Source organism: Phycisphaerae bacterium (assembly GCA_018003015.1).
Taxonomy (GTDB): domain Bacteria; phylum Planctomycetota; class Phycisphaerae; order UBA1845; family PWPN01; genus JAGNEZ01.
On the sequence record JAGNEZ010000036.1, the window covers coordinates 1 to 23,454 of the forward strand.

The window sequence follows — 23,454 nt, forward strand, 5'->3', positions numbered from 1 at the left end:
GGAGCCATGCCTCAATAAATCCCGGGGCCTGGGGCAGAGCCCCAGCGGTGCCCGACCACACCCAGCTTCGAGGGCAAACCCTCAAATAACGTGATCCGAAGTCCCTCAGAAAACGCGAGCACGCTCATCTCCCAGCGAGACCACGACTGTGGTTCTTCGGAAATGCATCGGATGCCAAGAATGCGCGGGCGAGAAGGACATCGAAGGGTTTCTTGAGCGGCTTTCGATAAAGCCAAGAGCCTTCTTCGAAGAGATTGACGGCGACTGGTCTGGGAGGCCGTTCATTGGCCAGCACGTCTTCAGGGTCGTTCAAGCGGCTGGTTACGGGGGAACGGAGGACGACCTGTGGCTTTCCGTTACCGGCGGTGCGGCTCCCTATGGTATTAAGGGGCATAAAGTCCAACGCAAGGTGTCTGCCGTCGCCAAGCTCAATCCGGTGGTCAGGCCAACCCGTCGTGCCCGAAAAACCCGCCCCGGATCTTCATCAGAGTGACTAATGCAATCCTGACGGCGGCTCAACGGCAAGGCATGGCTCGAAGGAGTTCTGAAGCCAGATCATGGAGAGCGGCGGAATTCTCTACGGTTTGCCGCCAGCTCGCGGGAATGCCGTCAAGGCCGTTGTACGCGCCGCTGATCGCTCCTGCGATACAGGCAATGCTGTCCGAATCACCCACCGTATTTGCCCCAGTGATGACCGTCTGTCGGTAGTTTCCTGGGCTTCGACAAACACAATACAGGGCACTGGCTACCGCTTCGTGGCCTACCCATGACTCCCCAAGCACCCCGTCGCACAGCACCTCGTCGGGATGACGAGCCAGAACATCTGGAATCCGTTCAACCAGTTCAGCCACCGGGTGACCGCCGTCCATCTTGCCCATGATGCTGCTCAGTCTCTCTGGATAGCGGGCGGGGTCATCGCCCCGAACCGCCCATGCGACCAGCAAGGCGGCTGCCGCCGCCGACGCCTGGGCGGTGGGATGACGATGGGTCAGGACTGAGCTTGCCCTGGCCACCCCAATCAGTCGGGCTTCGTCATTCCAAAAGTACAGCCCAATCGGTCCGGTCCGCATCGCACTGCCGCAACCCATGGAGCCTGGGACACCCGCCTCGCGCCAGGGCAGCCCCTTCTGGAGATTGCGGCAGTCTGTACTGCGTTCGAGGCTTCACCTGCACAAAGGACAGCGTTAGGATCTTGCCATGAGCAGTGCCGGTCGAGAGCCCGCCGAGGATGTCAAGCGACGGATCGTCATCGTAGCCTGGCGAGACGCAGGTCTGACGGTGCTTTCCGCCCTCCTGTCAGCCGTCAGGTTGGGGCTTCGGCTTTCGTAGGTGCGAGTATCGAATCATGCGAGGCATCACGATTTCCGAATGCGTCGTCGGACTCCCGAACATCTGCGGATTGGAGGAGTCGATAAGTGAGGCTGTGGCCTGGCCCGGTTCCCTCTATCTGGCTAAGAGCGGCATCGACTTCAGCCGCATCAAGAGCGCTTTCGCCATCGCGCTGCACATGCACCAACCTCTGATCCCCGCCGGGGCTATTGATCTGCGGACGCCGGTCATCAGCAACCTCAAGTACATGATGGATAATCCAAACACCGGGGACAACCACAACGCGCCCGTCTTTCACCAATGCTACAAGCGGATGGGCCAGTTCATCCCTGAGCTCGTCCGCGAGGGGATGCGGCCGCGGGTCATGCTTGATTACTCGGGCTGCCTCCTCTACGGGCTCCGCGCGATGGGGCTGGACGACGTGTTCGACAGCCTCAAGGCCATCACCTGCGATCCTTCGTACTGGTGCTGCGTTGAGTGGCTCGGTTCAGCCTGGGGTCATCCGGTAGCGCCGTCGACTCCGGTGCAGGACTACCGACTCCACGTCCGGGCCTGGCAGCACCAGTTCGCCGCGATCTTCGGCCTTGAGGCGCTCAGTCGCGTGCGAGGGTTCTCCCCTGCCGAGATGGCCCTGCCCAACCACCCGGATGTGAACTACGAGTTTGTGAGAACCCTTAAGGAGAGTGGATACCGTTGGGTGCTGGTCCAGGAGCATTCGGTGGAGCAGGCCGAGGACGGAGGCCCCATTCGTTATCCTCACGTCCCGCATCGACTGCTGGCGAAGAATTCACGCGGCGAGCGCCTCAGCATCACCGCCATCATCAAGACCCAGGGTAGCGACACCAAACTCGTCGGCCAGATGCAGCCGTACTACGAGGCCAAGGGCCTTTCGCGCGTGTGGGTGGCTGGCGAGTCGCTCCCCCCGCTCGTGACACAGATCGCCGACGGCGAGAATGGCGGCGTGATGATGAACGAGTTCCCTCCCAAGTACCACGCTGTCATGCGGGAGTGTTCGGGAAGTGACACGCCCATCGTGAACGTCACGGAGTACCTGGAGTACCTCGAATCGATAGGCATTACTGACGAGGACTTGCCTGCCATCCAGCCCATCATGCAAAAGCGCGTTTGGGACCGCTTCGAGAATGGTGCCGGGCCGGAAGCGCTGGCCAAGATTCTCAGGCAGTTGAAGTCCGAGGACGGCAGATTCCACATGGAGGGCGGCAGTTGGACGAACAGTATCTCGTGGGTCCGCGGCTACGAGAACGTGCTGGGGCCGATGGAGACAGCGAGCGCGTTGTTCGCGGAGAAGGTGCTTGATCGCGGCGTGCCCACGTCCGACCCTCGGTATCGCAACGCGCTCTATCATCTGATGATGACCCAGACCAGCTGCTACCGCTACTGGGGCCCGGGCATTTGGACCGACTACGGGCGCGACTTGTGCCGGCGAACCATGGACATTCTCGAACATGACTTTTGATCGGACGCGGGAGGAGGTTCGACGTCGGACGGCTCGGTCATCCTGCCCGAGACGCCTGCGATGATCACCTGCGTGTCAGGAAGTGCCCTGCGCCAGAAGACGCCCAAACGGACTGGGGATTGGAAGTCTTTCTCTGGCTGGGCGGGAAGGCCGACGAGGGGGCGGGCCACGGAGCGAGGGATGAACACCCCCGAAACAGGGCACCCAATATGGCAACGGACTTCAGCCCCACCCCGGTCCCAGGATTCGCCACGATCTTGGGGTCCCATCGCGAACGTTGGAACTCGTCACCTGCCTGAGTTCATCCAGGTGATCGCGAGTTGCAGCACGCTGGCGATTGAGACCCAGACGAAGTAAGGCAGCTGAGCCATTGCGACCCACCGGTAATGCGGCCACACGGCAACCGCCGCCCAGATGATGGTGGTCCACAAGATCACGATGTCCACCGAAGCCAGAGGCAGGTTCCGCATCCCGAACTGGATGGGCGTGAAGATCAGGTTTGTCACAAGGTTGACGGCGAAGGGCAAGGCAACAACCCAGGCCACCTTCCCACGAAACGCCTGCACGAAGACGAATCCGAAGGTGACGATGATAATCGGGTAAAGAATCTGCCAGATTAATCCGATGGTCGGCGGCGATGGCGTCCAACTCGGTTTGGCCAGTCCGTTGTACCAGGTCATCCAGTCCACCGGCGAATCCTCATTGAGCAGAAAGCTGACATCTTCCGCATTGTGGCTCGGCATCGAGCGTTCGTCTACCATCAACGCCGCCCTCACTCCTCATCCTCCAGCAACCATTCCTTTGCCCGCTCCACCAGTAGAAGATCCCTGGCCGCCTCGCGGATGTCCTCCTGTCGGTCCATCTCGATCTCCTCGGGATCGTCGTCTTCGTCGTAAAGGCTGGGGTCAAACGGCTCGCGCAATCGGGCCTTCTCCAAGTACTCGGCAAGCTGCCAGCGTTCAAAGATGATTTTGATTTCACCAACGAAGGCGGGGATTTCCGCGCGAAAGTCGGCGTGGGTCTCAGCAGCTTGGAGGAAGTTCAGGAATTTCTCTCCAATCAGATACTCCAGGGCCTTGTCGGTGCCGAACTGGCCTTCGATGTTCTGGGCAGCCTCACATTGCTCGATCCAGATCTTGCACGGGTTCATTGTTGTCTGTACCCCCTCAAAACTCGAACGGTATCGACTCTACCGTCGCCCGCTTGTCCTTCGGCATGAAATGAATGTACCTGCGCGTTGTCTTCGGGTCCAGATGCCCCACGAACGCTGCGATCTGATCCCATGTCTTCCCCTGCGCCACCAGAATCGAGATGAACGAATGCCGCAGCGCGTGATATCCGTCGAGCCTCTCGAAGTCCGTGCCCTCAACCAACTTCTCAAACAACCTGTCCGCCTTGTCACACCGCCGCTGTTCCAGCGTCCGCTTGCCGTTGCCTTTCCACCGGGAATTGATGCCCGAGTAATTCATGTCATCGAAAATGGGAAACAGGATCTTGCTGCCCTTCGGTAGCTTCTTGATGTGCTGCTCCAGCGCCTTCGATACCGAATCCTTCAACTCAATCGTGAGTTGGACCTCCGACAGACCCCGTTCCCTTGCGCCCTTCTTGCTCGTGATCGTGAGTGTGCCTTTCACGTAATCCGTCGGTTTGAGCCGAACGAGCTGTATCCGCCGCATCCCCGTCGAGCAAACGAGTTGGATCGGCAACAGCATCTCGGACATCTTCTCCGCCGTCTTTTTCACGAACTTGTTGATCTCGTCCAGATCGAGCACCCAGCGAGCGGTCAGGTCTCCCTGCTCCGTGGCCGGTGTGCGAGCAAGAAGGCGGTTCATTTCTTCCGTGGGCAGAAACGGTTTCAGGGTGGAACTTCCAAGTGACGGAATCGTGAACGGGCATGAGGTCAGCAGCGGCGGCTTGCGGGTCACTGCCCAGTTGATCGCGGACTTGAGCGACTTGAAATCGGCCCTGATGGTCCCGTGGCTGACGTGGCGTTTCGCGACGGCAGTTCTCTTCTTCTCCCGCTTCGCATCGGACTTCGCGGCCTCCTGCCCGACCTTCTTCTGTCTGGCGGCGTTTTCCTGTTCTCGTTTCTGCTTGAACTTGGCCATGTCGTTGTCGGTCAGGCTCATCACCCGCTCGTCCCCCAGGACGCGGATGAAGTGGTCAAGATGGATGCGGGTGCCTTCGAGGTGGCCGGGGGTCCGATCCGTAGATTGCAGGTGGTCGATGAAGGCGTCACGGAGTTCGGACAGGGTCAGGGGATTATCGTCGGATGGTTTTGCGAGCAGGTGTCCGATTTCGGGGGAGCCGAACAGGACGTCGAGGATGGAATGGCCGTCGGCGAGGAGTTTGGAGGCGAGGGCGCTCTTGCCGTTGCGGATACGGGCAAGTTGGTCTTCCGCGTCCTGTTTGATTTGCATGGCTTCGGCTTCGTTGTCTGTTCCGAGGGCTTTGATGTGTTGTTTGCCCTTCCACCAGAAGATCAGGGAGTAAACGCCGTTTCGTATTCGTAAGGACGCCATAGCCTTCACCTTTCACAGCCCACGCGCCAGGAAACACGTTGGCGTTCCGTTGGCTAACCGTTGTCAAAACGTTGGCGCGCATCATTATAACGGAAAAAGGACTCACGCCAAGGTTTGACGTAAGTCCTTTATTTGTATGGGTTTAATTAATCGGGGCGACAAGATTTGAACTTGCGACCTCTTGACCCCCAGTCAAGCGCTCTAGGCCAGGCTGAGCTACGCCCCGATGGTCTCGGGACCCTGCCCAACCAGAGGAGGCCGGCGCCGCGCCGTCGCCTGCCACCGTGCTGCCCGCTTGGGCGGAGTCCAGTCGTTCTTCACTTGCATGTCATACTAGCAGATCGTGCCTCGCCCGTAAACAAGGCTCCCGCCCCCGACAAACCAGACCACTGAACCGGGGGAAGATCTGACCTGGAGGTGTCGCGAATCCGACGCTCGGAGCACATCGGCCACCGCCGCCTCAGGGCTTCCTCGACGCCGGCTCGTCGCCGTAGCGATCATCGTGACAAGAAGCCCCCAGCGTGGCGGTCATCACCGGCCCAGCCTTGGGCCTCACCTGGCGTTGACGACCTGTGAGGCCGGATGGTGCTCCCGTAAGCGGTTCAGGTGCGAGTTGCGGATGACTACGTCCATCTCCACCGCGTGGTCGGCATAGCGGCGATCCAGTACCTCGGCGTGCCGTTCGACGTAGGCAATCGCCCGCCCGTCGGTCGTACTCAAGCGGATCACCGCCCGCTGGGAGGGGCCACCCGCCAACTCCCGGACTCGTTCGGTCAGCTCCGTCAGGCCCACCGCCGTCCGAGCCGAGATCGGCAATGCGTCCGGTAACTGGTGCCGGAGAACCTGGAACATGGCCTGATCCTCCACCGCATCGGTCTTATTCAGCAAGACGAGCGAATGGTGCCCCGTACAGCCGAGATCATCGAACACCCTGGTCACCGCCTGGTACTGGCTCCAGGCCGTCGGGGCAGAAGCATCCACGATATGGAGGAGCAGATCCGCGTGAATGGCCTCCTCCAGCGTGGCCCGGAAGGACGCCACCAAGTGGTGGGGCAAACGCTGCACGAAGCCAACGGTGTCGCTGAGCAGCACACAGTCACCGGCCCCCAGATTCCAGCGTCGCGTCTTGGTGTCAAGCGTCGCGAACAGCCTGTCCACCGCGAGCACGCCGGCGTCCGTGAGGGCGTTCATCAGCGTGCTCTTCCCGGCGTTGGTGTACCCGACGAGCGAGACATTGAAGTGGTCGCCTCGCGAGCGGACCTGCCGGACCTTGCGGCGATCGATCTCGGAGATCTGACGCTTGAGCATGGTGACCCGGCGGTTGACGATCCGGCGGTCGATCTCGATCTGCCGCTCTCCCGGTCCACGCGTGCCAATCCCGCCCACCGAACCAACCCCGGTTCCGCCGCCCGCTCCGGCGATCCGCTCCAGGTGGGTCCACATGCCGCGAAGCCGCGGCGCGGTGTACTCGAGCTGAGCGAGTTCGACCTGCAACCGAGCCTCATGGGTCCGGGCCCGGTTCGCGAAGATGTCCAGAATCAGCTCGCTGCGGTCGATGACCTTGCACTTGCACGCCTCTTCAATCTCGCGAATCTGGGTGGGCGAGAGGTCGTCGTCGACGATGACCACATCGGCCCCCTGCCGCTCGACCGTTTCGGCGAGTTCCTCGACCTTCCCTTTACCGATGTAGTAGCGGCCGTCCGGACGCTGCCGGCGCTGACGCACCACCCCGACAATGCCAGCACCGGCGGATTCCGCCAGCGATGCAAGTTCCTTCAAAGAGGCCGCAGGATCGTAAGGGGAGTCGTCGAATGCAACCCCCACCAGGACGGCTTTCTCGCGTTGAACCGAGATATTGTCTCTTAGTTCCGTTCCCAACTCGATTCCATTATAGCCGCCCGACGCCGCCAGGGTCAATCGGTCAACTTGAAGGTCCGCGTCACGGCCCGCTTGAGCCCCCGATGCTCGACCTCAACCGTAAGGGTCGGCCGGCCGTCGGGCATGAAGAACGGCATCGCGAAGTAGCCGCTCGGGCGGACGGTCGGGACCGACCGGCCATCAACGGTGACTCTGGCACCCGGCGGAACCAACCCCCGGATGCCAATGTGGCGCGGGCCTGCCGGCACCACCGCGCCTTCCGGCGGAGAGGTCTGCACGACTAGCAGGGGCCCGGTTCGAAGGGCTTCAATCTCCTCGGCCAACGCCTTCCGGGCCTCGAGCAGGACGTCCGGATTGCGGGTGTAGTCGTGGAACGACCATATGACCCGCCGGCACAGCTCCAGCGGACGCTGGCGGGGATCGAGCCAAAAGGCCTCCTTCTCGCCGACCTGCTGCTTGATCTGTCGCAGGCGATTCTCGAGGACCCAGAGATACTCATAGTCCTGCAGCCCGTCGCGCTGGGTGCTGAACCGCAGCGAGCCGACCAGCCCGGTCCGGCCGGGGTAGGCGATTGCCCGTTCGCCTGGCGAATAGGGCGAGCCAATCGCTTTCTCACTGTACGGATCCCCCTCCGCGAAGTGATTCAGTGCCCAATGCAGGAAACCGCGGAGGTCGTACAGGTAGTTGAGCCAGTGCAGCACGCGGACGTGGAGCAGTGGCTGATCGACCCATCGGTTCGGGTATCGCCCCACAGGATGGCAGCAGATGTAGAACCACAGCTCGGCCCCCTGGTGGCGGGCCTCGTCGAACCTCGAATACCACAAGTTCAGGTGGCTGTATTTGGGGATCCAGATGTCGAGCTTGCCCGGGTATTCCGTTTCCACCGCCTCGGCACAGCGGACGCCGGGCGCAGTCTGGTGAACGCGGTCGACCAGCGCGGCATACGTCTCCTCGTGATGCACGAACGGCTCGTCGCTGATACTGACCACGAAACGCCTTGACCAGCCCCGGCGCTGAATGAGTTGCTCCAGGGCCGCCAGACGCCGAAAGTTGGGCTCGATCGCAGCAACGCGGCTGGCTGGATCGAGGATCTCGGCGGTGAGGCGCCCGACCGAATGCAGATGAATCTGCCGGATGCCGGCCTTGAAGACCGTGTCGGCGTATCGTTCGAGCTTGCCTGTGTCCTGGGTCCAGCCCTTCTGGTCGTCGCCGGTCTCGTCGATCAGCCCGATCGAGGTGTTGATGTCCGTCTGGCGATGCTCGACCAGGAACGCGCAGAAATCCGCAAGCAGCTTCCAGTACTCGTCGCTGTACAGCTTCACCCGGTCGTCGAAACCCGGACCGGGGAACCGCCACCAGTTGATCATGGACAGGTGGCGTTCACGTGGAAGCTCGAAATCCCATACGTGGAGCCTGACCCGCAGCACGGCCGGGGCGACGCCACCCTTGACCTGGAGCTCACCTGTGTACGCGCCGGCCTGGGCATCGAACGGGACGTGGAACTCCAGCCAGATTGGCTGGGCCTGGTTGGCCTTCACCGCGATCGCAGCATCCTCCCAATACGGATCGGGCAGGCTGACTGGGGCGGCGGCCACCAGTTCATCGCTGGGTACGCCCTGGCTGTTGCGGGTCAGGTCGATGTAACGAACCCACTGCAGTTTGACCCCCGAGGCTGGGATCCTGGCATCCGAAAAAACGCCGACCAGGTCGCTGATACTCGAGGTTGCCGCGGGCAGATCGGTCGGTACCCGAAACACGGCCTGGGCACTGACGATCTCGCCGCGAGCCCCCCATACCTCCAGGGCCGCGGGAGCCGAGCCGGCCTCGGCCGTTCGCAGGACCTTGGCCAGGCAGCTCTCCGGCCAGAGAAGCCGCGGCTCCGCGGCCATACCCGAAGACAGAACAGCCAGTTGGATGGCAACCGCAGCGGTTCTGATGCAAGCCTTCCGTGTCGTGTTCATGGGATTCCTCGGTCGAAAAGACCTAAAAACCTCCGCAGCCGGGCGTGGCCCTTTCCGAGCCCTCTGCCGTCGGTCCATGCCCGCTCAGGGCACCATTAGGCAGTCAAGCACCTGCCGCTTGAGCCGAATCCTGCTGGCGGCGCCGAGTTCCATCGCCGGGCAGCCGTTGAAATCCAGTCCCGTGACCTTGAGCCGGCCCGCGTCGGCACGCTGCAACTGAACGAGACCGGCCAGGTCCTTCACCTGCTCGACGGCCTTTTCCTGCTCGTCTGGCCCAGCACGTAGATACTGCTCTGGCGACGGACGATGTGGTGGGTCGGATGAAGGGCTACCTTGCCTTGCGGTGTATGAACTTGTCCAGGTTGGCGAACATCTGGGCCCGCCGCCTGGGGTCGCTTTCCAGGAAGGTGAACATGGCCGCAGCCACGACCTTCTCTCGGATATAACCATGCTTGGCAGCTTCCTTGTCAAAGGCGGCGATCAGTTTCGCGGGCAGGTAGTACGCCCGTTTGGGCTTGTCCATCGCGTTTCTCCTGTCACAGCATCGAGCATTCCTCGGTACATTAGACAGGCGACAACCGGTGGTCAAGGGCAAAAACCAGACCGGACTGTCAATCTACCTCCATGACATCGTTCCAGCGCCGAACAGGCGGGTCTGAGATCGAGGCTCGCCCAGGAATGCCCTGAGAGGCTCAGGTCCGAATCACCTCCTGGACTGTGAGGGGCATCTCCCTCCAACGAAAGGTGCACCACGGCGCGGTCAACCGGCCTCCTGGCGCATTCGGGCGAATGTCTCAGTCACCGTCGGCCCAGGGGGCTTGTCCAGCAGGCTGACGGTGACGATTGCCAGACTGGCCAGGGTAAACCCCGGAATCATCTCGTAAAGGTCCCACAAGCCGTAATGACGCCAGAGAATCACCGTGGCGGCGCCGATCAGCATCCCGGCTAGCGCTCCGCGGCGGGTCATGCGCGGCCAGATCACGGAGAACAACACCAAGGGTCCGAAGGCGGATCCGAACCCGGCCCATGCGTAGGCGACCAGGCTCAGTACCCCGCTATCCGGGTTGGAGGCAATCGCAATGGCAATGGCGGAGACCAGCAGTACCATCGCCCGCCCGATCCAGACCAGTTCCTTCTGCGAAGCACCCGGATGACAGAAGACCTTGTAGAAGTCCTCCGTCAACGCAGAGGAGCAAACCAGCAACTGACAGGAGAGCGTGCTCATCACCGCCGCCAGGATGGCCGACAAGAGAATGCCGGCCACCCACGGGTTGAACAGAACCTGAGACAGCGTGATGAACACGGTCTCGCGGTTCGCCCGCACCGGCGCCGCATCCTCCGGATGGGCCGCGAAATAGGCGATGCCAAAAAAACCGACCGCCATGGCGCCCAGCAGGCACAGGACCATCCAGATCATCCCGATCCGCCGGGCGCTGGGGATGACCTTGACCGAGGAGGCGGACATGAAACGAGCCAGAATGTGAGGCTGGCCCATGTACCCCAGCCCCCAGGCCAACAGCGAGATGATCCCCACCCACGAGGCGCCGCGAAACCAATCGAGACGAGTGGTATCCAGCGATCGAATCACATCCCACGCTGCTGCTGGACCACCCACCTTGGCGAACACGACGAGTGGAGCCAGCAACAAAGCGAGGATCATCAGCGTGGCCTGGACGGTGTCGGTCCAGCTCACCGCCAGGAAACCACCCACAAACACGTACACGATGGTGGTGGCCGCACTGGCCCAGAGGGCCGTCGGATAATCCATCTGGAAAGTCCTTTCGAACAGGCGAGCTCCCGCCACCATCCCGGACGCACAGTAGATGGTGAAGAACACCAGAATGACCAGGGCCGAAAATACACGCAGCAGGACTCTCTCATCCTCGAAACGATGTGTGAAATAGCCGGGCAGCGTCAGGGCGTTTCGGGTTAACTCGGTGTACACCCGCAGCCGGCCGGCCACCAGCCGCCAGTTGAACCAGGCCCCCAACGTGAGACCCAGGGCGATCCAGCTCTCCGATAGCCCGAACGCGTACAATGCCCCAGGAAGGCCCATCAGCAGCCAGCCGCTCATGTCCGAGGCCCCGGCACTCATCGCCGTGACGAAGCTGTTCAAACGCCGGCCGCCGAGAATGTAGTCCGAGAGGTTGCTCGTGCTCCGCCATGCGACAAATCCGATGACGACCATAACCGCGATGTAGATCAGGAAAGCGATCGTGGTCGGATGGCTCAGGTTCATCAGACAGGATCCCCGGTGACCTCGCCGGATCAGCCAGGCACCTTACCTGTGAACCTGTACCGCCGCAATGTGTCTCGCCGGCTCAGGAGTCCGAAAGGGCTTCGTGATTGCCTTCCAAGTCCAGTACCCTGGTCGTATCATGCACAGCCTGGTTCGAGGGAACACTGTCCACCGCTCAACTGGGAGGTCACTGATGAAGCCGCTGCTATCAGGTCCGTGGGCCCTATTCACGGTCGCCGCCGCCGGGGGTGTCTTCGCCGAAGAGGCGCCGCGGACTATCGGGATGGAGGAACTGCATCGGCTCGACCTGCTGCCGGCCTTCAAGACGTCGGTCAAGGTCGCCTCCATCTCCACCTATGACCACACCGGTGGCAACGACGACGGCTTCTCCGGCAAGTACTCGTTCGTCCGCAAGGAAGGCGACGATCTGGTTCTGGCCGACCTGAAGGGCCCCGGCTGCCTCTATCGCTTCCATACTCCCACGCCGACAGACGACTTGATCGAATTCTACTTCGACGGTGAGGTCGAGCCGCGGATCAGGCTCCCCCTGAGGCAGATGTTCACCGGCCAACATGAGCCCTTCGTGGAACCGATCTGCGGCCACGGGGCCGGCGGGTTCTACAGCTACGTCCCCTTGACGTACAAGAGGTCGCTCAAGATCCTGCTCAGAGCCAAGTCGTTCCAGTTCTATCAGCTCAACTATGCCACCTATCCCGAGAACGCCTTCGTCGAGACGTTGATGCCGGTGCACTCGGCCGCCTACCTAGATCACCGGGCGAAAGCTGCGGCTCTCTTCTCACAACGCGGCCAGGATCTCTTCGAGTTCAACCTGCCGCCCGGAACGACCGTGAAGCGTCAACGCGTCGAGGCCTCGCTCCAGCCGGGCCAGACGTCCACGGTATTCAGGACCGAACACCCAGGCCGGATCGCCGCTCTTCGTCTGGGACCGGCCGACGCCCTGGCCGGCAAGGACCGTGACATCCTCCTGCGAATCACCTGGGACGGCGACGATCAGCCTGCGGTGCTTTGCCCGGCGGGCGATTTCTTCGGTTACGCCTGGGGAAAACCGGCCACCGGTTCCTGCCTGCTGGGCACCGCGAACCAGGCCAACTACTGTTTTCTTCCCATGCCGTTCGATCGCTCCGCGGCCATCGAGCTGATCTCCGCCCGCCGGGAAGGCTCACCGGTCAGCGTGACCGGCGAAGTGGTCACCGCCGAGCTACCCCGCCGGCCGGACGAGGGCAAGTTCTACGCCATCTGGCACCGGGAAAACCCCACCACCAAGGGCAAGCCCTTTACCTTCGTTGACACCCAGGGGCGCGGGCACATCGTGGGCCTCATCCTCCAGGCTCAGGGCCATTCGACCGGCACGACCGGGTTCTTTGAGGGCGACGACCAGACCACCATCGATGGCGAATTGGCCGTGATCGGGATCGGATCGGAGGACAACTTCAACGGCGGATGGTACGACGTGGTTGACCGGTGGGACGGCGCCCTGTCCCTCCCGTTGAGCGGATGCCTGGGCTATCAGAAGCACCTCGGCCGCACCGGCGGCTACCGCTTCATGATCGGCGACGCCTACAGCTTCAGGAAGAGCGTGCGCCAGACCATCGAGCACGCCCCTGAAGGCAACACTATGATCACCGACTACTGCGGCATGACCTACCTCTACTGCGAGCCGCGCCCCACGGTGGCGTTCCCCATGCCCGACGCGGCCGCACGCCGGGTGGTCGATTTCAGCAAGATCACCTTCGCCGCGGGGTGGAATCTGCCGATCCGCGGCTTCTGCTATCAGGGTGGCACGCTGACCAAGCAGGGGGCCAAGATTGACGGCCGCGATGTCCGCTTCTTGTCCCTGCGGGCCGAAGGACACGACTTCTTCGGGCCGCCGTTCATTTCCATCACCTGTGACCTGCCAGAGACGGCCAGGTACACGGTGCACATCGAGCCGGTCAAGGGGCCCCAGCAGGGTCACGTGCAGCTCTTTCAGACTGAAGCGCCTGTCGGCGAACCGGCGGACCTCTTTGCCGAGAAGCCGACCCGGAGCGGACCGATCAGAATGGGCGTGATCTCCGCCGCCGAAGGCCCCAACCATCTCATGTTCAAGATCGTGGGAAAGAACAACGCCTCGAAGGCTCTCGGATTCGATCTCGTGAACATCATCTGCGAACGCGAGGAGTAGGAGCCTACCGGAGCCGGGGGTAGTGATGCGATTGACTTGCAGGTGATCACATTCAGCAGCTCCCTGGTCAAGACAACCTCTTCCCGAGGTCAGATCAGAAGCCGGGGTACACACCGAACCAGCGGCGGCTGTTGGACTCGCTGCCGATCACCTTCAGCCGTAGGGGTTCCCCTGGGGCGGCAAGGGACGACGGCAGCGTCAGCGTGAACAGCCCGGATTCAGGGAGCGATGGGTCTCGGGTGTATCTCAGCTCGACCTTCTCGTCCGGGCTGGACCAAACAGCGTCCTGCTCGCTGATCGTGGGGATTGCGATGACCTTCACGTCATTGACGTACAGCGCGAACGAACCTTCCGGCTGGGCGAAGTAACCCATGCCTCCGTTCCACGAAACGGTGAATGTCGGCCGTTCGCCCACGTTGGCGGGTGCGGGGTAGGTCTCCCAGGCAAGCACGTTTTTGCCCTTCATCGCTCGGGCGACATCCAATCGCCAAAAGCCGGGCGGCAGGTTGTCCTCGGCCGAATCGCCCGCGGTCACCGTCTTCCGCCAGCCGGTCTGCGCGTGAACCGCAAGCTCGACCTCGCCACGCGGTTTGAAGGCGTCCGACCGTGCGTAGGCAATCAGACCGTCCAGGATGCAGGTTCCCTCGGGATGACCCGCAAGCAGATCCAGTCCAAAGGTCAGCAGGACCCGTCCCGCCCCGACGCGACCTTCCGCCCCGTACAAGAAGTAGCTACTTCCACCCTCCCCGACGGCGAACATCTCGTCGGGCCGCAGTCCGGACAGCGCCGGCAACCGCAGACCTTGTTTCAGGATCCTGAACGCCAGCGGCGAGAGATGGCCCGCATGTGGAAAATCGCCCAGAGCCGGGTGCCGGGCGAAGGCGGTGCCCACCTGCGACCCCATCCACCACCACCCGAGGCTGACGTTCGGGGAGCCTTCTGTCCGGTTGATGAGGATGACGCTCTTGCCGGCCGCCAGGGCCGGAGCGACATCGGGTGAACCGAAACGGGAGATGAGCAGGCTCGCCTTCTCCGCATCGGGCGTGCCAGCCTCCGCCAGGTCGCGATACAACGGCCTCAGCGCTTCCCTTAACGGCGCGGAGACGGCGATGCCCTGGCCGCTCGCCGTCGTGCGTGTGGGAAAAACCCAGAAGTCCCAGACGTTCTTTATAGGGGTATTCTCGATGGATACTTCGAGCGTGGCATGCGAAGGCCGCTTGAGGCCCGGGATCTCGATCTCGACCTGGGCCAGCTCGCGCACAGCACCCGGTTCGACCACCCCACCTTCACACACCGCTCCGGCCAGAAGCGTCTCGCGGGCACGCAGCGTCCAGATGACTCGGGTCCGCTCCAGCCTCCGCGGACCATAATGCGAGATCCATAGACGCAACCCAAGACGCTCCCCGGCTACCGCGACGGGCGGCTCGCGCTCCGTCTTGAGCAGCAGGACGGTCTCACCGTTGAACAGGCGGAATGTCTCCGGAGTCGAGCCGTTGGATTTCGCCTCCCAGAATGCGTTGAGCAGTCCCTGGGCACTGTACGTCCTGCCCTGGCTCACCATGACGTCCACAATCGTCCAGAAGCAATATCCGTCGCAGGCGGGATCCATGCGCGCGGCCTCGATACCCTGCTTCTGGTAATAGCCCTGCAATGCGTGGGCGGCATCCTGGCAGGCGTCGCCCCAGCGGCGATCAAGTCCCGCCTCGGCCAGCCATTGGTCGCGCATTTCAAGCGTCACCGGCGGCTGCAGGACACCGGTGAACTTCGGGGCCAGACGCGGATCGAGCTTGACGCTCAAATTCAGATACTCGTGGGCGACAAAAGGCGCCTCGCAAGGGAAACCTCCCGGCGGCCAGACGTTGATCGGACCGCTCCGGTAGTCCGAGTTCTCCGCGGTGTTCAGCGTGCCGTCCTGGTGCAGCACCAGACGGTCGGGATCCAGGCGTTTGGCCAACTTGTACAACTCGTGATCCAGCGGCCGTCCGAGCAGCCCCTCGTTACCCATGCAGTAGGTGGCCAGCGAGACGTGGCGGCGGTAGTGGGTGATGAGCTCCTCCAGATCGCGCAGCGGATCAAACGCGAACGCTTCGGTCGGATAGTCGCCGTAATAGGGCAACTCCGGCTGGATCATAATACCAGCCTCGTCCGCAGCCTCGAAGAACTCGGGCAGCTCGCAATGGGTGTGCAGGCGGACATAAACGAAACCCGACGCCCGCGCGGTTCTGAGATGCTTCAGGTGCTCCTCGCGCGAGGCGGGCGACATCAGCGTCAGCGGGTAGACGGCATCGTCGCCGTAGCCGCGGAAGAAGAAGGGAGCGTGGTTGAGGAAGAAGCGGTCCCCGCGGACTTCAAGCTTGCGCACCCCGAACCGCTCGGTCCAGCCGTGCACCGGCCGCGTGCCATCGCAGAGCGTCAGCTCGGCGTGGTAGAGCGACGGCGTCTCGGGCGTCCACGGCTGAAAGAGCGTCAGCGGGACGCGGCACACTGCTTCGGCCCGTTTGTCCTTGTGGCCCAAGGCGATCTCCTCGGCACCCTCGCCCGCAAGCTGTCCGTCAGCGGTCTTCACCCTGATCCGCAGCATCGGATCGCTGAGCATGGCGCGCGGCTCGCTCCACGCGAGCGTCGCGTGGACCTCGGCCGTACGCCCGTCGAAATCGCCCCGCACCCATGCATAGTCGATGCGCGTGTCGGGTGTCGCCTCCAGCTCGACATCGCGGTAGAGACCACCGAAGCGATGAACCGCGCTGAACAGGCCCTTTCGGCTGGGCAGAACGTTGCTGACCTCCGCGACGACGGTTGCCGGCTTGCCAGCCTGGACCAAGTCGGTCACGTCATACTTGTAGGTGCCGCAGTAGTGGTCAACCCAGGCCACCGGTGTGGTGTTGACCCAGAACCAGCCCTGCGAGCGCACGCCACCAATCTTCAGCCACACGCGCTGCCCCCGCCATGACTCCGGAATGGCGACCGTCTTGCGGTACCAGGCGTCACCCTTGTACACGTGGCGCAGCGGCTTGGCGCAGTGGTCCCACTTGCAGTCCCACGAGTCGCCCATGCCCGGCTCGCCGACTCCTTGGGCCTCCCAGCATCCCGGCACCTGAACCGTACGCGCGCTCGGCCAGGGCTTGGCGAAAAACGCATTCCAGGTCGGGTGACGCAGCGGACTGACCTCCCGGGTGACGAACTCCCACTCGCCGCGCAACGAAACCGCGGTCTGCAGCGGCGATCGCACAACCGGATTCACTACCGCCGGCAATGCCTGCCGCCCGGCCCACGAATCCGCCCCCCCCAACCAGCCGCCACCCTCCTCGGCCCGGCTCGGACTCGCCAAGAGCAAACCGGCCAGAACAGAAGCCGCCGCGGCAGTCCGAATGACTCCAGCATGCCTCGTCAATCGGTTGGGGCAACCGGTGCGGACCGGTCGCGTTGACATCGCCTGCTTCATGGCAGCTGCCTCAGTATCTGACAGTCACCGACAACCTGCCTGCCAGGCCAGTCAGTTCGACGGTCTCTTTCTGCTTGTTGAAGCGGGTCCACGGCTCGCCGTTGACCTGCACGCCCTGGATGGGGAACGCCTTTGGATGGCGTAAACGTAGGAATACGCTCTGAGGTAAGCTCCGATTCGGTATGTCAACGGTGGCGGTGATCCTGCCGTTGTCAGTGTCCGAGACGATTTCGTACGCCAGGAGTCCGAAGTGGGTCGGAGCGTTCCTGACCGCAACCCTTTTGCCCTGCTCCAGCCAGGCTCGCGGCGTGGCCCGGGCGATCCACAGGCACCGACTGTCCTCCATCACCAGCAGATTGCGGAAGTTCTCCATGAACCAGCCCGCCGTACCATTGTCCGGAGCTTCGCAATTCGTGTACCCGCCCAGATGCCAGTGCTCCCAGAGCTTGCCATCGGCACCCACCACGGCAGCGTAGGAGTTCATCCAGAAGCGCAGAAAGTTCGGAACGTCGTCCTGCAACAGGTAGGTGTTGGCGGTATGCGAGGCCTTCGGCAGGATGACGTAGGACTTCCAGAACCAGGCATCGTCCGTGGAGAGCCCCTGTTTCTTCTTCGCCTCCTCCAGCTCGCTTACGGCTTTGGCGGACGTGCCCATCTCCTCCATGATGCTCACCGTGTCGACCATGCGACGATCCTCGGCCTCCACCGCCGCGAACGGCTCGACCAGCGGGAGCCCGCCCATCCAGATGTCGCAATCCGGGAACTGGGGGGCCCCTAGCTCGGGGCCGGTCAGGCCGTGAGCATACGGCATCCGCGGAACGTAGTGGTGATACATGCCGTCGTGGCCGAGCCGGACCGGCGACAGAGCCGCATCACGGTCAACGACCCGGCGGAGGTCGTTGCGAAACGCTGCGGCCTCGTCGAGGTAGGCGCGGGCGGCCGGGGGATCGAGCACTGCCAGGGCGTCGGCGAACCGCTGCAAGCCCTGGAGCGCAAAGGCGTTGTCACAGTAGTACCAATGCCAGTCGCAGGTCGGTAGGGCATAATCACCAAGCATGCAGGGCGGCATGAGGCCGGCCACAAGGAGGTTTCGACGGTTGGGGATGTCCTTCATGTAGAGCGCTCGCTGCCGGATGATCCAGTCGGCCGCAGCCTGCATGCGGACACGGTTCCGCTGGAACCACGCCTTGTCGCCGGTCAGGAAGAAGCGTTCGGCCATGCCGAACAGGAGCCTGCCCGTCGAAGCATGCGTGCCGTCGTGGCTGTAGCCCATGTCGTGTCGCATGGAAGTCGCCCATTCCAGAGCGCCGTTGCCATCCGTGTAGTCGCCGTCCGACTTGGCCCCGGGCCCCTTCAGAAAATGCTGATAGACCTTGTCAGCCTCCTCGTGCAGACCAACGAGGTCCATGCCATGAGCGACTCGGGCAACCTCGAATGCGAGCCCGCCCCACATGTGCTTGCCCTTCAACTGGAACGAGGCCGCCCGCCAGGCATCGGTCCAGCCCGCGTCCGGCAGTTGAACCTGCACCGGAGGGTCCTCGACCTTGGGAAACGGTGGGATGGCCGTCCCCGGCGGGCACGTCCACAGCCTGACTTCGCGCATCACTTCGTCCCATGAGGCGGCCTCGCGATGCTCGCGGGTCATTTGGCAGACGCTCTTGCGATTCTTGGTCGCCAGTTCGCGGACGAACTCCCTGGCGGTTTTGCCGCTGCCCACCTTGGTGACGAAAACACCGTGCTCGGGAATGAGGATCGGCCCGTTTTCAGTGTCACTGGGACGGAAAGTGAAACCCCTCGTCCGGGTCCAGACCGTCACGCGGGTGTCCAGAGCGGGGCGGCCGGCCGAAGCATACAGCAACGGCACGACGATGCCCCGCCTGGCCCCGCCTGCGCCGCCTCGTGACTGCCAACTCTCCGTGCCAGTCACCGTGGTACTCTTGTCCTGGCTCAAGGGCGACACGGAGCCGATGAGGCCCACATGGGACTCGACCCGGCCGTCAAAGTCCGCCGTTTCGGTTCCTTCTCGGAAGCCCCACTCGATCTCCAGGTCGATTCGCTGCCAGACACCCACCTCCGGGCTTGTGACGCAGATGCTGGGCACGACGGGCCAGGGACTGCCCTGCGTCGGTTCCGCTTCACAGAAGACCGCGACCATTTCCGTAGCCGCATCGACCTGGGTGCTGTAGGCAAAGTCCATCTTCGCACCGGGTCCGCTCCTGTAAGTCCACGTGCGCCGATCCGCCGATAACTCCGGCTTGGCCAGGATCCTGTCCACGGTCCAGCCAAACCAACCATAAGAGGTGGGGTAGACCCGAACCTCGACGGCTTCAGGCAGTGGCACCGTCTGGACGTTGACTGGCCAATGGAGTTGCACCTGGTAGTCGGCCAGTCGGCCGGTCCAGAGCAGTCCGGTGAGCAGTTGACCTTTCGGTTTGGGCGGAAACGGCTTCAGGAGATCGGGCATCTGGTAGTAGATGCTCTTCAACTCTGACTCGGGCAAGGCCTGACGCGCCATGCGATAGATCCGGTCCAATCGCTCCAAACGCCGCGGAATGAAGTAGGCCTCCGGCTGTGCCTGGGCCGCCAGATCGGCCCGCCACACGTAGCCCCAGGGCGCAATGTCAATTGGCTGGCCCACTCGCCAGCCACCCTCCTCAAAGCGCACCGCAGACCCCCACCCTGCGAAACCGCCGTAGCCGGGGAATAGAACGGGTTGACTGACGCCGGGGCCGACAAGAACCACGCGGCAGTCTTCCGGCCGGGCTCTTGAATCACCACCTTCGACCACGATCGCGCGGGGATTCGACGGGTCTGCCGCCGCGGATGTCGTCGATGCGGCGCCGGATGCCAACAGCGCCGCCAGCAGGACAACCGCGGGTCCGAGATTCGGGATGAGAAGTGTCATTCTGGCCGCATCGTACCGAGGCCGTCCGGCTCGTCAACCGGTCGCACTCGCAGGACTCGCCCGATCGTGAAGCCCTGAGCCGGCAATCCCATACCACGGGCCGATCATCATCGCTATGATCGTCTCCTGCCCGGCCAGGTCAACCGGTCGAGGAACGCAAACCGCGGCGCGATGCGCCCGCCTGGGGCGAGGCAACCGCCCACGTGGCCAGGCCACGTCCTCCCGGGTCCGGACTTTCGGGGGATCGGAGATTCAATGATGCTCAACGAGGAATCGGCATCCTGCATCGAATCGGAAGCGGGTCGCTTGCGGCTGACGGTGCTGCCGTCCGGCGAATGGCTGGTGTCGGGCGGCCTGTACGTCCATGACCGCCCCGGCGAACTCGCCGAAGTGTCTTCGGCGATCGCGCGACAGGGCGCAACCATCGAGCGCTTCTTCTACAACCGGTCCGAGGATCCTTCCATGGTCAGCATGACCGCCCGCGTTTCAAAGGCCGAGACTGCCGGCCTGCTGGCGGACGAACTGCGCAAGGCGGGACGTCTGGGGCCGGCGCCAGCCCAAGGCGGCGATGAGTCGGAAGTGACCGATCCCGGCGGCCTGCTGCGAGTCAAAGTGCACATCGAGCCCAGCTCAGGCTCGCTGGCAGCATTCGCGGCCGTGCTGAAGGGACACCGGGCCAACGTTCTTTACCTTGCCTACGACGCGAGCCGATCGCCCAGCCTGCTGGAGATGGCCATGGCCACGGAGTCGCCCGAGGAGGTCGCCGCTCTGCTAAACGACTTCAACAAGCGATCCTACCACTACCATGTGGAGTGGCAGGGTGCGGCCGGTAGCCCGATCGGCGACGTCATCGGCCTGAACTCGGTGGAGCGGTTCCTGCTGAACCTCAAGGTCGTTCTCCCCCGCGACCGCCTCCATGAGCTGGAGGGGCTGATCCGCTCGTCGAAGGAACTGCAGGAGACGCTGCTCCGCTTTCGGCGCGAGGCCGGCGGCAGCGACGAGTCGATGGCCGCCTCGGAGATCTTTACCAAGATCCTGGAGCTGGCCACGTCTTCAATCAGCAGAACCGGGGCCGCCTTCTGCCTGCACCTCGCCGGGCCCGTGCCCCTGAACGAGAAGGTGACGCTTTGCATGATCGCCTGCCCGACGGGCGCCAACAGCTACCTGCTCCGCTGCGACGGGGAGTACACGCTGATCGACTCCGGCTACGGACTCTACTATCCCGATGCGAAGGCCGCCCTGGCCGGGCACGGCATCGACCCGTCGCGCATCCGCAACGCCCTGTTTACCCACGCCGATGCCGATCACGCCGGCTGGGCGGCTCATCTCGAACGCGACTTCGGCACCACGGTGTACATCCATCCCGACAGCCTGGGCATCTTCGAGCACGAGAATCGGGCCTTCGGCAGCGACAGTCACCTGATGGCCCTCAACGCCCAGTTCACTAAGCTGATCAACCGGTTCACCAATCTGCACCCGCCGACTTCACCCCGCCCGTTCCCACCGGCCACCGGCCGGGCCGGCGACTTCGACGTGCTGGGCAGTTACACCATAGGCAACATCGAGCTGCAGGTGCTCAAGAGTCACGGCGGCCACGTGCCCGGCCAGGTCTTCTTCTTCGCTCCGCGCGAAGGGTTGCTCTTCAGCGGCGACTACCTGATCGACTTCGCCAGCCTCTCCGATCGCGAGAAGACCACGCTGAGCATCCCCAGGTTCCTGATGACCAGCACCAACGCCGACGCCCGCGTCTTCGGCCGCGAGATGCACAAGCTGGCGGAGCTGATGATGACTACGCACGCCCGCTTACAGGAATCCAACCGCGCCGCCCGCGTCTTCCCCGGCCACGGGAGCTTCTACCGCGTGGATGAGGCGAACGCCATGCTCGCAGGCCTGACGGCCGGACAGCAGGTGTGACAGCCCGTCGCTTGACTTCCCTGGCCCCCCGGATTGTTCCGGGGGACACTCGTAGCCTGGGCGACCCTCTCGATCCTGGCGCGGGCCGAAGATGCCTTTCATGTCAGCCCGAAGAACGCTGATGAGGCCGAGAAGTTCGTCACCGCCGCGGAGATCAACGCTCGGTGCGAGGTGGCCGTCCCGGTTGTTGCGGCCACGAAATGCCCAAACGAGAAAGCCCCGCGTATCCCACGCGAGGCTGTCTCAGCTGCGCGGCAGGCAGGTCATGGGAAGCGACTGGCCGCGCTGATGCTCGAGGCTATTGCCGGACTCGTCAACGTGCGCCCTGCACTTCGTACAAACCTACGGACTCACGCGAGCCGGCGCTTGACCCAGCCAACTAGACCGAGGCCCAACAGGCCTAACGCCATCGCCGCAGGGGCCGGGGCGACCGGTGTCTTGGTGTCGGGCACCGCGATCTTGCAGAGAGCATTGCCCTGCGCGTCAAAGGCACCCGAGAAGTTGTACGGGTCGGCCACGTTCACCATGAAGTCCTTGTTCCACGCGGTCGGCACTTCCCCGTTCGCGCCCCCCTTGGCGTAGAAGTTGCCCCACATCGCCGCACGATCCGAATCGAACGACAGCGTCAGCAACGTCGACCCACTTCCATCGAACTTCAGGCCGAAGATGTTGCCCGGCAGCTGCGGGTTGGAGTTGCCCATGGCGCCGGGCTGGTACGTACGGGGATCACCAGAAGCCGGATCAATGGAGGGCTCTATCAAGTCAGCAAGCGTGAAGTTGTCAGAGACCTGAAGCAGCATGTGACTGACGCTCTTGGTCAGGGGATCCCCGTTATCGGCGGACAACGTATACACGTAGTGCAACGTGCCGTTGTGGTTGTCCGTGATATTCCACGTGATCTTGAAGAACGGCTCCTCCGCCCACTTGTTGGCCGCTGTCACTCCACCATTCATCGAGGTCAACGAGCCTGAGCTTAGATCCGCTTGGGCAACGACCGGGCACAGCAGCATTGCCGCACCTAGGGCCCCAAACAACCGCAGTTTCCAGCTGGTCCTGGGATTCATGATTTGAAGGCTCCTCTCCGTTCTTCTGGGGGACTTTGTCTTCATTCTCCTCCAGCGAACGCGCTCGCTTCAGGACGCTGCCCCAAAGCACCGCGTTGCCAAACAGTACCGTCCGAGGAAGGACCCCCCGCTTGCAGCTATGGTCCCCGACAGACCGATCCCTACTACGCCAATCATAAACTGTCACCGGAGGGATAGCAAGTGTAATTCAGTGCCAAAGTATGGCGTGAAGAGGCTTTCATGAGTGTTATCGGACGACTGCGCGGGCTTGGAGGGGGAACCCGCGAGTCATCAGGCCGGCTTCACTACTCCATCAGGCCCAACCGGAGCGGCAGCGAAACCCGAGAGACGGCGGCTTGGTTCGAACCGCCGTTCCGCCCCGCAGCCGCTTGGCCGACGACCGCCGCTGCCGCCGCCAGCGCTCCGGCCAACTGATCTTTGCGTCTCTCCAGGACCCCCATTAGACTGACCGCGGTCCCGGATCGCTCGCCGGCTCGGTTAACTGAGCGAACGGCACGCCGAGATAGAGAGAGAGCGGCGA

Annotated in this window: 15 protein-coding genes and 1 tRNA gene; 3 read left to right on the forward strand and 13 right to left on the reverse strand. The window is 63.1% G+C overall.

The window, feature by feature from the left end:
• Nucleotides 1-515: 515 nt before the first annotated feature.
• Complete coding sequence (locus tag KA354_15640) at nt 516-1,121, reverse strand: ADP-ribosylglycohydrolase family protein (protein MBP7936075.1); 606 nt, start codon at nt 1,119-1,121, stop codon at nt 516-518.
• 224 nt (nt 1,122-1,345) lie between these two features.
• On the opposite strand from KA354_15640, the gene KA354_15645 reads away from it, so the two are divergent.
• On the forward strand, nt 1,346-2,806 hold the full coding sequence (locus KA354_15645) for a glycosyl hydrolase family 57 (GenBank protein ID MBP7936076.1): 1,461 nt from the start codon (nt 1,346-1,348) through the stop codon (nt 2,804-2,806).
• 287 nt (nt 2,807-3,093) lie between these two features.
• On the opposite strand, the gene KA354_15650 is transcribed toward KA354_15645, so the two are convergent.
• The 9 genes from KA354_15650 to putP form a co-directional block, all read right to left on the reverse strand.
• Nucleotides 3,094-3,495, reverse strand: coding sequence for a tryptophan-rich sensory protein (locus tag KA354_15650; GenBank protein MBP7936077.1), 402 nt, complete (start codon nt 3,493-3,495; stop codon nt 3,094-3,096).
• Nucleotides 3,496-3,578: 83 nt separating this feature from the next.
• Complete coding sequence (locus tag KA354_15655; GenBank protein MBP7936078.1) at nt 3,579-3,956, reverse strand: hypothetical protein; 378 nt, start codon at nt 3,954-3,956, stop codon at nt 3,579-3,581.
• Nucleotides 3,957-3,972: 16 nt separating this feature from the next.
• Complete coding sequence (locus KA354_15660) at nt 3,973-5,328, reverse strand: site-specific integrase (protein MBP7936079.1); 1,356 nt, start codon at nt 5,326-5,328, stop codon at nt 3,973-3,975.
• 150 nt (nt 5,329-5,478) lie between these two features.
• Nucleotides 5,479-5,554 (reverse strand) — tRNA-Pro (locus KA354_15665).
• A 326-nt stretch (nt 5,555-5,880) separates the two neighbouring features.
• Nucleotides 5,881-7,206 (reverse strand): GTPase HflX, encoded by a 1,326-nt coding sequence (gene hflX / locus KA354_15670; protein ID MBP7936080.1) that lies wholly within the window; start codon nt 7,204-7,206, stop codon nt 5,881-5,883.
• A 35-nt stretch (nt 7,207-7,241) separates the two neighbouring features.
• On the reverse strand, nt 7,242-9,167 hold the full coding sequence (locus KA354_15675; protein ID MBP7936081.1) for a DUF4091 domain-containing protein: 1,926 nt from the start codon (nt 9,165-9,167) through the stop codon (nt 7,242-7,244).
• 84 nt (nt 9,168-9,251) lie between these two features.
• Complete coding sequence (locus KA354_15680) at nt 9,252-9,410, reverse strand: hypothetical protein (GenBank protein ID MBP7936082.1); 159 nt, start codon at nt 9,408-9,410, stop codon at nt 9,252-9,254.
• Between the two features lie 85 nt (nt 9,411-9,495).
• The gene (locus tag KA354_15685; protein ID MBP7936083.1) at nt 9,496-9,690 is read right to left on the reverse strand and encodes a hypothetical protein; all 195 of its coding nucleotides are present in this window, start codon (nt 9,688-9,690) and stop codon (nt 9,496-9,498) included.
• A 237-nt stretch (nt 9,691-9,927) separates the two neighbouring features.
• The gene (putP, locus tag KA354_15690; GenBank protein ID MBP7936084.1) at nt 9,928-11,406 is read right to left on the reverse strand and encodes a sodium/proline symporter PutP; all 1,479 of its coding nucleotides are present in this window, start codon (nt 11,404-11,406) and stop codon (nt 9,928-9,930) included.
• A 193-nt stretch (nt 11,407-11,599) separates the two neighbouring features.
• Between putP and KA354_15695 the strand changes: the two genes are divergently transcribed.
• On the forward strand, nt 11,600-13,588 hold the full coding sequence (locus KA354_15695; GenBank protein ID MBP7936085.1) for a DUF2961 domain-containing protein: 1,989 nt from the start codon (nt 11,600-11,602) through the stop codon (nt 13,586-13,588).
• 94 nt (nt 13,589-13,682) lie between these two features.
• Here KA354_15695 and KA354_15700 read toward each other — a convergent pair whose 3' ends face one another.
• Nucleotides 13,683-17,018 (reverse strand): hypothetical protein, encoded by a 3,336-nt coding sequence (locus tag KA354_15700; protein MBP7936086.1) that lies wholly within the window; start codon nt 17,016-17,018, stop codon nt 13,683-13,685.
• Nucleotides 17,019-17,040: 22 nt separating this feature from the next.
• Nucleotides 17,041-19,935, reverse strand: a complete 2,895-nt coding sequence (locus tag KA354_15705) for a hypothetical protein (protein MBP7936087.1) — start codon at nt 19,933-19,935, stop codon at nt 17,041-17,043.
• A 255-nt stretch (nt 19,936-20,190) separates the two neighbouring features.
• Here KA354_15705 and KA354_15710 point away from each other — a divergent pair, with 255 nt between their 5' ends.
• Nucleotides 20,191-21,849, forward strand: a complete 1,659-nt coding sequence (locus tag KA354_15710) for an MBL fold metallo-hydrolase (GenBank protein ID MBP7936088.1) — start codon at nt 20,191-20,193, stop codon at nt 21,847-21,849.
• 350 nt (nt 21,850-22,199) lie between these two features.
• Here the strand turns inward: KA354_15710 and KA354_15715 are convergent, their stop codons facing one another.
• On the reverse strand, nt 22,200-22,913 hold the full coding sequence (locus KA354_15715) for a hypothetical protein (GenBank protein ID MBP7936089.1): 714 nt from the start codon (nt 22,911-22,913) through the stop codon (nt 22,200-22,202).
• Nucleotides 22,914-23,454 lie beyond the last annotated feature (541 nt).

Bases quoted from the DNA above. Each gene is read 5' to 3' on its own strand.
- KA354_15645 (MBP7936076.1), top strand. From the start codon at position 1,346: ATGCGAGGCATCACGATTTCCGAATGCGTCGTCGGACTCCCGAACATC.
- KA354_15655 (MBP7936078.1), bottom strand. From the start codon at position 3,956: ATGAACCCGTGCAAGATCTGGATCGAGCAATGTGAGGCTGCCCAGAAC.
- KA354_15660 (MBP7936079.1), bottom strand. From the start codon at position 5,328: ATGGCGTCCTTACGAATACGAAACGGCGTTTACTCCCTGATCTTCTGG.
- KA354_15675 (MBP7936081.1), bottom strand. From the start codon at position 9,167: ATGAACACGACACGGAAGGCTTGCATCAGAACCGCTGCGGTTGCCATC.
- KA354_15685 (MBP7936083.1), bottom strand. From the start codon at position 9,690: ATGGACAAGCCCAAACGGGCGTACTACCTGCCCGCGAAACTGATCGCC.
- putP (MBP7936084.1), bottom strand. From the start codon at position 11,406: ATGAACCTGAGCCATCCGACCACGATCGCTTTCCTGATCTACATCGCG.
- KA354_15695 (MBP7936085.1), top strand. From the start codon at position 11,600: ATGAAGCCGCTGCTATCAGGTCCGTGGGCCCTATTCACGGTCGCCGCC.
- KA354_15700 (MBP7936086.1), bottom strand. From the start codon at position 17,018: ATGTCAACGCGACCGGTCCGCACCGGTTGCCCCAACCGATTGACGAGG.
- KA354_15705 (MBP7936087.1), bottom strand. From the start codon at position 19,935: ATGACACTTCTCATCCCGAATCTCGGACCCGCGGTTGTCCTGCTGGCG.
- KA354_15710 (MBP7936088.1), top strand. From the start codon at position 20,191: ATGATGCTCAACGAGGAATCGGCATCCTGCATCGAATCGGAAGCGGGT.
- KA354_15715 (MBP7936089.1), bottom strand. From the start codon at position 22,913: ATGAATCCCAGGACCAGCTGGAAACTGCGGTTGTTTGGGGCCCTAGGT.